This window comes from Pseudomonas weihenstephanensis (assembly GCF_016812185.1).
Lineage (GTDB): Bacteria > Pseudomonadota > Gammaproteobacteria > Pseudomonadales > Pseudomonadaceae > Aquipseudomonas > Aquipseudomonas weihenstephanensis.
In genome coordinates, this window is the sequence record NZ_JAAEBV010000005.1 from 314,849 (window position 1) to 328,009 (window position 13,161).

The window sequence follows — 13,161 nt, forward strand, 5'->3', positions numbered from 1 at the left end:
TACCAGACGAGTCTGGCCCTGAGGAGTTTCCATGAGCGAATTGCGTTTTACTGAAGACCACGAGTGGCTGCGCGCCGAAGCCGACGGCAGCGTGACCGTGGGCATTACCGCATTTGCGCAAAACGCTCTGGGCGACGTGGTGTTTGTTCAGTTGCCAGAACTACAGGCCTACGACAAAGGCGCAGAAGCCGCCACCGTTGAGTCGGTGAAAGCCGCCAGCGGTGTGTACATGCCACTGGACGGTGAGGTGCTGGAAGTCAACCCGGCGCTCGATAGCAGCCCGGAACGGGTCAACGAAGACCCGCTGGGTGAAGGCTGGTTCTTCCGCTTCAAACCCACCGATGCCAACGCAGTGAGCCAGTTGCTGGATCAGGACGCCTACGACCGCCTGATCAAAGCCAACGCTGACGCCTGAGGAACTCGCCATGACCACTAAACTCAGCACCGCCAATGAATTTATCGCGCGCCACATCGGCCCGCGCCAGGCCGATGAACAGGCCATGCTCGCCACCTTGGGCTTTGAGTCCCTCGATGCTCTGAGCGCCAGCGTGATCCCTGAAAGCATCAAGGGCACCAGCGTGCTCAACCTGCCAGCCGGGCAAAGCGAGGCGGATGCGCTGGCCTCGATCAAAGCCATCGCCGCCAAAAACCAGCTGTGCAAAACCTATATTGGCCAAGGCTATTACAACTGCCATACGCCTTCGCCGATCTTGCGCAACCTGTTGGAAAACCCGGCCTGGTACACCGCGTACACGCCGTATCAACCCGAGATTTCCCAAGGCCGCCTCGAAGCCCTGCTCAACTTCCAGACCCTGATCAGCGACCTCAGCGGCCTGCCGATTGCCAACGCCTCGCTGCTCGATGAAGCCACCGCCGCCGCGGAAGCCATGACCTTCTGCAAGCGCCTGAGCAAAAACAAGTCCAGCAACGCGTTCTTTGCTTCCCGTCACTGCCACCCGCAAACCCTCGATGTGTTGCGCACCCGCGCTGAGCCGTTGGGTATCGACGTGGTGGTGGGTGATGAACGTGGCCTCACGGACCTGTCGCCGTTCTTCGGCGCCCTCTTGCAATACCCGGCCAGCAATGGCGACGTGTTCGATTATCGCGAACTGGTTGAACGCTTCCACGCCGCCAATGCGCTGGTGGCCGTCGCAGCTGACCTGCTGGCACTGACGCTGCTGACTCCGCCGGGCGAGTTCGGCGCCGACGTGGCCATCGGCAGCGCCCAGCGTTTTGGCGTGCCTCTGGGATTCGGTGGCCCGCACGCCGCTTACTTCGCCACCCGCGACGCGTTCAAACGCGACATGCCGGGGCGTCTGGTCGGCATCTCGGTCGACCGCCATGGCAAACCGGCGTTACGTCTGGCCATGCAAACCCGCGAGCAACACATTCGACGCGAAAAGGCCACGAGCAATATCTGCACCGCGCAGGTGCTGCTGGCCAACATTGCCAGCATGTACGCCGTGTACCACGGCCCTCAAGGCCTGACGCAGATTGCTCAGCGTATTCATCAACTGACGGCGATTCTGGCCAAGGGCCTGACTGCGCTGGGACTGAACGTCGAGCAGATCGAATTTTTCGACACCCTGACCCTGCACACCGCTGGCAAAACCCAAATCCTGCACGCCAACGCACACGCCAAACACATCAACCTGCGCGTGGTGGATGACGAGCGTGTGGGCGTGTCGCTGGACGAAACCTGTGGCCCGTCCGATGTGACCGCGCTGTGGGCCTTGCTGGCCGCCGACGGTCAAGCGCTGCCGGACTTCGATGCCCTGGCTCAAACCGTGAGTGGCACCTTGCCGGCCGCGCTGCTGCGCCAGTCGCCGATCCTCAGCCACCCGGTGTTCAACCGTTACCACTCTGAAACCGAACTGATGCGTTACCTGCGTCGTTTGGCTGACAAAGACCTGGCACTGGATCGCACAATGATTCCGCTAGGTTCCTGCACCATGAAGCTCAACGCTGCCAGCGAAATGATCCCGATCACGTGGGCCGAGTTCGGCAGCCTGCACCCCTTCGCACCTGTCGAACAAAGTCAGGGCTACCAGCAACTGACCCACGAGCTGGAGGCCATGCTCTGCGCCGCCACCGGTTACGACGCTATTTCGCTGCAACCCAATGCGGGCTCCCAGGGTGAGTACGCCGGGTTGCTGGCGATTCGCGCCTACCACCAAAGCCGTGGCGAAGAACGTCGCGACATTTGCCTGATTCCCTCTTCTGCACACGGCACCAACCCGGCTACCGCCAATATGGCGGGCATGCGCGTGGTGGTCACGGCCTGCGACGCACGCGGCAACGTCGACATTGAAGACCTGCGCGCCAAAGCCATCGAGCACAGCGAGCACCTGGCGGCATTGATGATCACCTACCCTTCGACCCACGGTGTGTTCGAAGAAGGCATTCGTGAAATCTGCGGCATTATTCACGACCATGGCGGCCAGGTTTACATCGACGGCGCCAACATGAACGCGATGGTGGGCTTGTGCGCACCCGGCAAGTTCGGCGGTGACGTTTCCCACCTCAACTTGCACAAAACCTTTTGCATTCCCCATGGCGGTGGAGGCCCTGGCGTGGGTCCGATTGGCGTCAAGTCGCACCTCACGCCGTTCCTGCCGGGCCACGCCAGCCTGCCACGCAAGCAAGGGGCGGTGTGCGCAGCGCCGTTCGGCAGCGCGAGCATTCTGCCCATCACTTGGATGTATATCCGCATGATGGGCGGCGAAGGCCTCAAACGTGCTTCGCAAATGGCCATCCTCAACGCCAACTACATCGCCCGCCGCCTCGAAGAGCACTTCCCTGTGTTGTATTCGGGCAGCAACGGCCTGGTGGCACATGAATGCATCCTCGACCTGCGCCCCCTCAAGGACAGCAGCGGCATCAGCGTGGACGACGTGGCCAAGCGCCTGATCGACTTCGGCTTCCATGCCCCGACCATGTCGTTCCCGGTGGCCGGCACGCTGATGATCGAGCCGACCGAAAGCGAGTCCAAACAAGAGTTGGATCGCTTCTGCGACGCCATGATCCGCATCCGCGAAGAGATCCGCGCCGTGGAAAATGGCGCGCTGGACAAAGACGATAATCCGCTGAAAAACGCCCCGCACACGGCCGCAGAAATGGTCGGTGAATGGACCCATCCGTACAGCCGCGAACAAGCGGTGTACCCGGTTGAGTCGTTGATCGAAAGCAAGTACTGGCCACCAGTGGGTCGGGTCGACAATGTGTTTGGCGATCGCAATCTGGTGTGCGCGTGCCCCTCGATTGAGAACTATCAGGAGGCATAGACCACTAACCCCCCTGTAGGTGCGAACGTGCCTACAGGGCATCTGTATTTAATGCCAATAACCCATAAGAAACCGGAGAACCCCATGTCGTTAAGCGTGTTCGACCTGTTCAAAATTGGCATCGGTCCTTCAAGCTCTCATACCGTCGGCCCCATGCGGGCCGCCGCACGGTTTGTTGAAGGTCTACAGCGTGATGAGCTATTGCACACAACCGCCTGCGTCAAAGTGGAACTGTATGGCTCGCTCGGCGCCACCGGCAAAGGCCACGGAAGCGACAAAGCCGTGCTCCTGGGCCTGGAAGGCGAGCACCCGGACACCGTCAACACCGACACCGTGGATCAGCGTCTGGCCGCGATCCGTAGCAGCGGGCAATTAAACCTGCTGGGCCAACACCCCATCGCGTTCAATGAAAAGCTGCACCTGGCAATGATCCGCAAACCCCTGCCCTACCACCCTAACGGCATGATTTTTCGTGCCCTCGATGCCGCTGGCATACAAATCCGCAGCCGCGAGTATTACTCGGTCGGAGGGGGTTTTGTGGTGGATGAAGGCGCCGCTGGCGCTGACCGCATCGTGGAGGACAGCACTGAGCTGAAGTACCCGTTCAAGACCGCCAAGGATTTGCTGCGCCATTGCGTCACCCACCACCTGTCGATCAGCCAGGTGATGATGGCCAACGAAAGTGCATGGCGCCCGGAAGCCGAGACCCGCAGCGGTCTGCTCAACATCTGGCAAGTGATGCAGGACTGCGTCAGCGCCGGTTGCCGCCATGAAGGCATCCTGCCGGGCGGTTTGAAGGTCAAACGCCGTGCCGCGGCCCTGCATCGCCAGCTCTGCGCCAACCCCGAAGCCTCATTGCGCGACGCCCTGTCAGTGCTGGACTGGGTCAACCTGTACGCGTTGGCGGTCAATGAAGAAAACGCCAACGGTGGCCGCGTGGTGACAGCGCCCACCAATGGTGCGGCGGGGATTATTCCGGCCGTGTTGCATTACTACATGCGCTTTATCGGCGGCGCCAATGAAGACGGCGTGGTGCGGTTTCTGCTGACCGCTGCCGCCATCGGTATTTTGTACAAGGAAAACGCCTCCATCTCCGGCGCGGAGGTGGGTTGCCAAGGCGAGGTCGGCGTGGCGTGCTCAATGGCGGCGGGCGCGTTGTGCGAGGTGCTAGGCGGTAGCGTGCAACAGGTCGAAAACGCCGCAGAGATCGGCATGGAACATAACTTGGGGCTGACCTGCGACCCGATTGGCGGACTAGTGCAGGTGCCGTGCATCGAGCGCAATGCAATGGGCTCGGTCAAAGCGATCAACGCGGTGCGCATGGCGTTGCGCGGTGATGGGCAGCATTTTGTCTCCCTGGACAAAGTGATCCGCACCATGCGCCAGACCGGTGCCGATATGAAAAGCAAATACAAAGAAACCGCTCGCGGCGGTCTGGCCGTCAACATTATCGAGTGCTGATTTTTAAGGAGTCACGAATGTCCACCGAACAACTGCTTAAAACCCCGCTGCACGCGCTGCACCTGGAACTGGGTGCGCGCATGGTGCCATTTGCCGGTTACGACATGCCCGTGCAGTACCCGCTGGGTGTCATGAAAGAGCATCAGCACACCCGTGAACACGCCGGGCTGTTTGATGTGTCGCACATGGGGCAAATTCGCCTGAGTGGCGCGGATGCGGCCAAAGCCCTGGAAACCTTAGTGCCGGTCGACATCATCGACCTGCCAGTGGGCATGCAGCGTTATGCCATGTTCACCCACGAACAAGGCGGCATTCTGGATGACCTGATGGTCGCCAACCTGGGTAACGATGAACTGTTTCTGGTGGTCAACGCGGCCTGCAAAGAGCAAGACCTGGCGCATTTGCGTAAACACCTGAGTACCCATTGTCAGATTCAGCCGCTGTTCGAAGACCGCGCCCTGCTCGCCTTGCAAGGCCCTGAGGCGGTCAAGGTAGTGGAACGCCTGGCGCCGCAAGTGGCGAAAATGACCTTTATGCAGTTTGCACCGGTGACGCTGCTGGGCGTGGAATGCTATGTGAGTCGTTCGGGGTACACCGGTGAAGATGGCTTTGAGATCTCGGTACCGGCAGAGCACGCAGAGGCTCTGGCACGTCACCTGCTGGCTCAACCTGAAGTGGAAGCGATTGGCTTGGGCGCGCGCGACTCGCTGCGCCTGGAAGCGGGTCTGTGCTTGTATGGGCATGACATGAACGAGAAAACCACGCCGATTGAAGCCAGCCTGTTGTGGGCCATTTCTAAAGCTCGTCGGGCAGACGGGCCGCGGGCGGGCGGGTTCCCCGGCGCTGAAACGGTGTTTGCCCAACAGCAAAGCGGCGTTGCTCGTAAACGGGTCGGCCTGCTGCCTCAGGAGCGCACGCCGGTACGTGAGGGGGCCGAAGTTGTAAACGCCGACGGCAACGTGATCGGCAGTATCTGTAGTGGCGGTTTCGGTCCAACCCTGGGTGCGCCTTTGGCAATGGGCTATCTAGACACGGCTTATACACCCCTGGAGACCGACGTATGGGCAATCGTTCGCGGTAAACGTGTCCCCATGAAAGTGTCGAAACTGCCGTTTGTTGCGCAACGTTATTACAGAGGGTAAAGACGCCTAGTTTGAAACACAGTTGCATGTTCACGACACTTAAGTGTCATGCAACTGCCACAAAACAGTGCGCACTTTTCGAGAGTGTAAGTATCGAAAAGAACACGAAAACAATTGAACATGCCTATCCAAAAACGCGGCTTAAATCGACGTTACATCCTTTAAAACAGAGGGACAGACGGCGTATTGGCAGGGCTTGTTTTTACAAGCCTGGTTGTCGTAGAGTTTGCGCACTGTGTTTGCATGGGTCGCTGGAATCGTGACCTGGGCAGTAGCTCTAAGTTTGCTACACCCGTTCGGCGTCTCTTACTTTCCTGCAACCCAGCACCAGTTCTCTTTCATAGCAAAGAGACTGTCATTAATTGTTAGCGTCAAGGAACTAAGAAATGTCCCAACGTCAAAGCGGTACCGTCAAGTGGTTTAACGACGAGAAGGGGTTTGGCTTTATCACCCCTGAAAGCGGTGCGGATTTATTCGTGCACTTCCGTGCCATCCAAGGCAACGGTTTCAAAAGCCTGAAAGAAGGCCAGAAAGTGACTTTCGTCGCCGTACAAGGCCAAAAAGGCATGCAGGCTGACGAAGTACAAGCCGAAGCCTAAGCTTTATTGCAGTGAAAAGCCCCTGATGGTGACATCAGGGGCTTTTTTATGGGCGCAATTCCGTAAGATGGCTTTTTTCCTTCACGAGACCCTGCCATGTCGAAACAACCACTAAGCCCTCAAGGCGCGTTTCCAGCCGCTGGCCTGGGGCGCCGCCTGGCAGCCATGTTCTACGATTTCTTGTTGTGCACAGCACTGATGATCGTCACCACCTTTATTTACAAACTGATTTTGATGGGCTTTATCGGTGAAGCCGAAATGCGCGCACTCTCGGAGTCCGGCGCACTGGACGGCGACCCGCTGTTGTCCACCCTCCTGTTTTTTGTGCTGTTCGGCTTCTTTGCCAAGTTCTGGACCCACTCAGGTCAAACCCTGGGCATGCAGGTATGGGGGGTACGTGTACAGAACGCGGACGGTACGGCAATCAGCCTGTGGCAAGCGTTGCTGCGTTTTATCGTATCGATTGGTTCATGGCTGTGTTTCGGTCTGGGCTTTGTCTGGTCGCTCTTCGATAAACAAAAGCGCACCTGGCATGACATGTACTCCAACAGCCAATTGGTCAGGGTCCCCAAACAGAAGAAAAAATAAGCCGCACAAAAAAGCCCGTATCACTCGATACGGGCTTTCTCATTACCTCAACGTATTGCCTCTACCAGCGTTACTCCGCCAGTTTGAAGGTAATAAAGCTGGCACGACCTTGACGCAGCACGCGCATCGACACTGAACGGTTTTTTGGCAGCGCCTTGGCAATGTCAGTGAACTGTTTGGCATCGGTAATCGCCTGGTTGTTCAAGTGCGTAATGACATCACCTGGTTGCAGGCCGATCAGGGCCGCAGGGCCGTCCTGAACATCCTTGATGATCACGCCACCCTTGATGTCGTTGGCTTTCTTCTGCTCCTCGCTCAGGTCCGCCACAGAAACACCCAGACGGTTGCTGCTGCGCTCGGCACCGCTCGGCGAGTCCATCTCTTTGCCTTCGTCAGGAATCGCGCCCACGGTCAGGTCCAGGGTTTTACGCTTGCCGTCACGCACCACTTCAAGGCTTGCCTTGCTGCCCGCCTTGAGAGCACCCACCAGATGCGGCAGGTCGGCAGACATCACAATTGGCTGGCCATTCATGCTCAGGATCACGTCACCCACTTGCAGGCCGCCTTTGGCTGCCGGGCCATCATCGAGCACTTGAGCCACCAGCGCACCGGCTGGCTTGTCCAGACCGAAGGATTCAGCCAGGTCTTTGTTGACCTCTTGAATCACCACACCCAACCAGCCACGGCTGACTTTGCCACCGCTTTTAAGCTGGTTGGACACGTCCATCGCTACGTCGATAGGGATAGCAAACGACACGCCCATGAAACCACCGGAGCGGGTGTAGATTTGCGAGTTGATACCCACAACCTCACCAGCCAGGTTGAACAGCGGGCCGCCGGAGTTACCCGGGTTGATCGGCACGTCAGTCTGGATAAAAGGCACGTAGCTTTCGTTCGGCAGGCTGCGGCCGATGGCGCTGATGATGCCTTGGGTCACGGTATGGTCAAAACCGAACGGTGAACCGATCGCAACCACCCACTGCCCCGCTTTGAGGTCTTGCGACTTGCCCAGTTTCAGAACTGGCAGGTTTTTGCCTTCGATTTTCAGCAGCGCCACGTCAGAGCGTGGATCGGTGCCAACCAGCTTGGCTTTCATTTCGCTGCGGTCTGACAGGCGCACGATGATTTCATCTGCATCCGCCACGACGTGGTTGTTGGTCAGGACATAGCCATCAGGCGAAATGATAAAACCCGAACCCAACGATTGAGCTTCGCGCTGACGCCCGCCGCCGCTGCGTGGTGCCTGCGGCATGCTGCGCTCGAAAAAGTCCCGCAAACCGGGCGGCAGCCCTTCCAGATCTGGCATTTGCCCCATGCTTGACACACGGCGCTCAGGTAATTTTTGCGTGGTGCTGATGTTCACCACCGCCGGGGAGGCTTGTTCAACCAACTGCGTGAAGTCGGGCAACTGCACCAACGGCGCATCCGCCAAGGCCGGAACTGCCTGCCCGAGCATCATCACGGCCGCAAGAATGGGTAAGTAAGGTTTCAATCGAGGCATCGACATACAGCTCCCGTTAATAGCAAGCAGAGTTAAGCGGCTGGCATCCAAAAACCAAGCCCAAAGCATAGACCGTATTTTTGGACACCCACAAACAAACAAGGCCAGAGCCTTAAGGGCTCTGACCTATAGAAAAATATAAAACGTTTGGCAAATGAAAATCTTCACCAGACATGTAGGCGCACCACTAAGGCTTGACCTGCGGCTCGGCTTTACCGGTACGCATGGAAAGCGCAATGCGTTCTGCGGTGCCGATTGGAATCTCGCCCACCACGGTAGCAAGCATATCGCCATCATTGGTCGTCAGGTGCCTTGAAACGGCAGCTGTAGGGCCCAGTTGAACTCGCGTGTCAGGTGCAGAGGCGCCATTGAGCGGCTCCAGGAAGACTGAAAAGCGGGCTAGACCGTCGTCATACAACAGGCTGGTGACTTCGGACTTGGTCTTCGGGTCTCGATTGACCGTGCTGTTGACCAGTTCAAACCCCGGAGGCAGCCACTCTGAATGCCAGGCGTGAGTCACTGCACCGGTTTGTTCGACAGGCGGCTGGAGCGAAACCGACTGACACTGTCCACTGGGTTTGAGCAGTGCACTGTCAGGCGTTTGAGTGTCCAGCTCAGTGAACTGAAAACGCTCCAGCAGTTGCGCCTTATCATTGAGCAGCAATGATTTAAGCGGCAAACCGGTGTCGCGATCCAGATACAACTCAACGCCGTAACGGTGCTGATCACGCGGCGTTAGGGAAATAATCACCGCCCTGCGACCCGCTACGCGTGAATCTCCGGTTTTGGTCACTGCGTACCAGTTGCTGAGTTTTTCGGTCTCCAGCGTTCTGACCGACGCTGCCGATGTACCGCGTAGCCCCGAAACCAGCTGGCCAGTGACACAGAGGGTGCGCCCATCGGCGCGGACAACCTCTTGAGCAGGGCCATCAAGTTGCAGCAGTCGTTCACGAACGTTTCCATCCTGCACGAGGTGCCAGATGCTGTGGGTAGAAAAACTACCGTTTCGCTCATAAACGAAGGTGCCTTGATAGCTTTGCTGCTGCTCCGCTTGCCCGAGGCGTTTGAGCCAATCCTGAGCTTCATCGGCATGGGCTGGCACTGCAAACCAGCCACTTAGCAAAAGCGGTAACAGAGGTAGGACGCGCATGATGGCCTTAACGGTTTTCCAGACTGGCGGCTCGAGCGTAAGGAAGTACACCCTCAGTGCTTTTCATCGCAGCTTGCTGGGCATGCTGACGCAGGTAACCCGGCAAACGTTGATCCTGCCAACCTGACTGACCTTGCAGAACACCATTGGCCATAGGGCCCGGGGCCTGGTCAGCGCTCTCTTTGTAGTTTGCCAGTACGGCAGGGCCTTTAACCATCGGCGCGGTCATGCTCGGCTGAGTACCTTGCTGAGCAAGCTGTGCACCGACGATGTCATCCTGGTTGTAGAGCCTTACACCGGCCAACACAGCGACTGTCACCGACGCTGCAACTGCCAGACGCCCAATGCTTTTCCAGGGGCTGGAGGCCACTTTGACCGGGGTTTGTTCCTCGGCCAATGCAGCCGATACAGCAGATGCGATGTCCAGGCGTGGAATCATCAAATCCTTGTGCATCGCAGCACGTGCCACTTGGTAACGAGACCAGGTGTCACGGGTGTGCGAATCGTCAAAGGCATTCAATACCCGACGTAGTTCCAGTTCGTCCGCTTCGTTATCCATCACCGCGGACAGCGATTCCTGCAGGGCTTCACGACTCATGGCGGTTCCTCTCTTGGCTGTCGCCGCTGTCTCAGGTTTCCTGCAACAAAGGTTGCAGGGCTTTATCAATGGCTTCCCGGGCGCGGAAAATCCGGGAGCGCACGGTACCCACCGGGCATTGCATGACGCTCGCAATGTCCTCGTAACTCAGACCATCAAACTCACGTAAAGTTAACGCCGTTCGTAGATCTTCTGGTAACAGCTGAATCGTGCGATGAACGGTACCTTCGATCTCATCGCGGAGCAAAGCACGCTCCGGCGATTCCAGATCTTTCAGACCGTGGTCACCATCGTAAAACTCAGCATCTTCAGAACTCACATCACTGTCTGGCGGACGTCGACCCCGTGATACCAGGTAATTTTTAGCCGTGTTAATGGCGATGCGGTACAGCCATGTATAAAAGGCGCTGTCGCCGCGAAAATTACCGAGTGCCCGGTAAGCCTTGATGAAGGCTTCTTGTGCAACGTCTTGGGCTTCATGGGTGTCGTGCACAAACCGCACGATCAACCCGAGAATTTTGTGCTGGTATTTCAGCACTAGCAGATCGAATGCACGCTTGTCGCCACGCTGTACGCGCTCGACCAGCTGCTGATCCTCTTCCTGGGTTAGCATGAATACTCCTCATAAGACCGAGAGGGAGATTGCTGTGCTAATTGATCAGGCTTGCAAACATAGACTCGGGCTTTACGCAAAAGTTCTCTCCCCCCCTGGTAAGTTTCCTGCGCACTCGGATTTGGCGCGCACGAAAACGCAGCTCGGGCCTTGCCGGCTGCGTCAATAATCTTGTCGTCAGGCTTATCTGCTGTGGGCCGTACCTCAAGCCCGCCCGCGTTAAAGCCAACGCTGTCCCCCTTCACGATGGGCAACCCTCTATGGAACATTGGCCTATAGGAAAAGTTCAATTAATCCGAGCGAGGTACCACTCATTGCAACACAGCCCCACGCATGAGCCTCTGCACACGCTTAAACCCGGCCTGCACCGGCAAAAAATTCTGCATACCGGCATACAGACCGCCTGCGAGTGAGGCACACTTCGTGCCCGCTGTAGTTTCACAATGCCATAAAGGCCCGGCTATTGTGCCGATCCCCCCCTCTATATACTAGTGGGCGCTTTTTTGCGGATGTCAGAAGAATGAGCCAACATTTTCAACATGATGTGCTGGTGATTGGCAGCGGTGCTGCCGGTTTGAGCCTGGCACTTACATTGCCCGGCCACATGCGCATTGCAGTGCTGAGCAAGGGCGATCTGGCCAACGGCTCGACGTTCTGGGCACAAGGCGGTGTTGCCGCCGTGCTCGATGACACCGACACGGTGCAATCCCACGTTGAAGACACCCTCAACGCCGGCGGTGGCCTGTGCCATGAAGATGCCGTGCGTTTCACTGTCGAGCACAGTCGCGAGGCCATTCAGTGGCTGATCGATCAAGGCGTACCCTTCACCCGCGATGAAGCCGTCGACCCGCAGCACCCGGGTTTTGAGTTCCACCTCACCCGCGAAGGCGGGCACAGCCACCGGCGCATCATCCACGCAGCCGACGCAACGGGGGCCGCGATTTTCAAAACCCTGCTCGAACAGGCACGCCAACGCCCCAACATTGAATTGCTTGAACAACGGGTGGCCGTTGATCTGATTACCGAGCGCCGGCTCGGGCTGGACGGTGATCGCTGCCTGGGGGCCTACGTGCTCAATCGCGCCACAGGTGAAGTAGACACTTTCGGCTCGCGCTTTACGATTTTGGCCACCGGCGGCGCCGCCAAGGTCTACCTCTATACCAGCAATCCGGACGGCGCCTGCGGTGACGGCATTGCGATGGCGTGGCGCTCGGGCTGTCGCGTTGCGAACCTGGAATTCAACCAGTTCCACCCCACCTGCCTGTATCACCCGCAAGCCAAAAGCTTTTTGATCACCGAAGCCCTGCGTGGCGAAGGGGCACATTTAAAGCTACCAAACGGCGAGCGCTTCATGCAGCGCTTTGACCCGCGCGGCGAACTGGCCCCGCGCGATATTGTCGCCCGGGCCATCGACCACGAAATGAAGCGCCTGGGCATTGATTGCGTGTACCTGGACATCAGCCATAAATCCGAAACGTTCATCAAGACCCATTTCCCGACGGTTTATGAGCGCTGCCTTGGGTTTTCCATCGACATCACCCGCCAGCCCATCCCCGTGGTGCCAGCCGCGCATTACACCTGCGGCGGGGTCATGGTCGACGCGCATGGGCGCACCGATGTACCCGGCCTCTATGCCATCGGCGAGACCAGTTTCACTGGCCTGCACGGCGCCAATCGCATGGCCAGCAACTCCTTGCTGGAGTGTTTCGTGTATGGCCGCGCAGCTGCCACCGATATTTTGGCTCAATTGCAGCACATCGCCATTCCAGTGGCCTTACCCAGCTGGGATGCGAGCCAGGTGACCGATTCGGACGAAGACGTGATCATCGCCCACAACTGGGATGAACTGCGGCGCTTCATGTGGGACTACGTGGGTATCGTGCGCACCAACAAGCGCTTGCAACGGGCACAGCACCGGGTTCGGCTATTGCTGGATGAAATTGACGAGTTCTACAGCAACTACCGAGTAAGCAGAGACCTGATTGAGTTGAGGAACCTTGCTCAAGTAGCGGAACTGATGATCAGGTCTGCCATGGAACGTAAGGAATCTCGAGGTCTGCACTACACACTGGACTATCCAGAGCTGCTGCCAGAGGCGAAGGATACGATCCTTACACCAACCTTTGAGGCACGTTAGGAGACCATAGCGTAGCACCATAGGACCCCAGTTTGTAACAGCTTTGGCACACATTTGTCCCAACGCAAGGGTCCTTATCGCCTGCCCG

Annotated in this window: 11 protein-coding genes; 7 read left to right on the top strand and 4 right to left on the bottom strand. The window is 58.0% G+C overall.

Annotation, left to right across the window (positions count from 1 at the left end; genetic code table 11):
• Window positions 1-31 precede the first annotated feature (31 nt).
• The 6 genes from gcvH (at window position 32) to GYN01_RS17585 (ending at window position 7,074) form a co-directional block, all read left to right on the top strand.
• On the top strand, window positions 32-415 hold the full coding sequence (gene gcvH / locus GYN01_RS17560; RefSeq protein WP_048363414.1) for a glycine cleavage system protein GcvH: 384 nt from the start codon (window positions 32-34) through the stop codon (window positions 413-415).
• A 10-nt stretch (window positions 416-425) separates the two neighbouring features.
• A complete protein-coding gene (gene gcvP, locus GYN01_RS17565) occupies window positions 426-3,284 on the top strand; it encodes an aminomethyl-transferring glycine dehydrogenase (RefSeq protein WP_203307527.1) in 2,859 nt (952 codons plus the stop codon).
• 84 nt (window positions 3,285-3,368) lie between these two features.
• Complete coding sequence (locus GYN01_RS17570; protein ID WP_048363412.1) at window positions 3,369-4,745, top strand: L-serine ammonia-lyase; 1,377 nt, start codon at window positions 3,369-3,371, stop codon at window positions 4,743-4,745.
• A gap of 17 nt (window positions 4,746-4,762) precedes the next feature.
• The gene (gene gcvT / locus GYN01_RS17575) at window positions 4,763-5,887 is read left to right on the top strand and encodes a glycine cleavage system aminomethyltransferase GcvT (RefSeq protein WP_203307528.1); all 1,125 of its coding nucleotides are present in this window, start codon (window positions 4,763-4,765) and stop codon (window positions 5,885-5,887) included.
• 386 nt (window positions 5,888-6,273) lie between these two features.
• On the top strand, window positions 6,274-6,486 hold the full coding sequence (locus GYN01_RS17580; RefSeq protein ID WP_048363410.1) for a cold-shock protein: 213 nt from the start codon (window positions 6,274-6,276) through the stop codon (window positions 6,484-6,486).
• 96 nt (window positions 6,487-6,582) lie between these two features.
• Window positions 6,583-7,074, top strand: a complete 492-nt coding sequence (locus GYN01_RS17585) for an RDD family protein (protein ID WP_203307529.1) — start codon at window positions 6,583-6,585, stop codon at window positions 7,072-7,074.
• 70 nt (window positions 7,075-7,144) lie between these two features.
• Here the strand turns inward: GYN01_RS17585 and GYN01_RS17590 are convergent, their stop codons facing one another.
• The 4 genes from GYN01_RS17590 to rpoE all read right to left on the bottom strand — a co-directional run bounded on the left by GYN01_RS17590 (window position 7,145) and on the right by rpoE (window position 10,936).
• Window positions 7,145-8,581, bottom strand: a complete 1,437-nt coding sequence (locus GYN01_RS17590) for a DegQ family serine endoprotease (protein ID WP_203307530.1) — start codon at window positions 8,579-8,581, stop codon at window positions 7,145-7,147.
• A 181-nt stretch (window positions 8,582-8,762) separates the two neighbouring features.
• The gene (locus GYN01_RS17595; RefSeq protein WP_048363407.1) at window positions 8,763-9,725 is read right to left on the bottom strand and encodes a MucB/RseB C-terminal domain-containing protein; all 963 of its coding nucleotides are present in this window, start codon (window positions 9,723-9,725) and stop codon (window positions 8,763-8,765) included.
• 7 nt (window positions 9,726-9,732) lie between these two features.
• Entirely contained in the window at window positions 9,733-10,323 is a 591-nt protein-coding gene (locus tag GYN01_RS17600) for a sigma-E factor negative regulatory protein (RefSeq protein ID WP_048363406.1), read from the bottom strand.
• Between the two features lie 31 nt (window positions 10,324-10,354).
• On the bottom strand, window positions 10,355-10,936 hold the full coding sequence (gene rpoE / locus GYN01_RS17605; protein ID WP_047277106.1) for an RNA polymerase sigma factor RpoE/AlgU: 582 nt from the start codon (window positions 10,934-10,936) through the stop codon (window positions 10,355-10,357).
• 520 nt (window positions 10,937-11,456) lie between these two features.
• On the opposite strand from rpoE, the gene nadB reads away from it, so the two are divergent.
• On the top strand, window positions 11,457-13,073 hold the full coding sequence (nadB, locus tag GYN01_RS17610) for an L-aspartate oxidase (RefSeq protein ID WP_203307531.1): 1,617 nt from the start codon (window positions 11,457-11,459) through the stop codon (window positions 13,071-13,073).
• The last annotated feature ends 88 nt before the right edge of the window (window positions 13,074-13,161 follow it).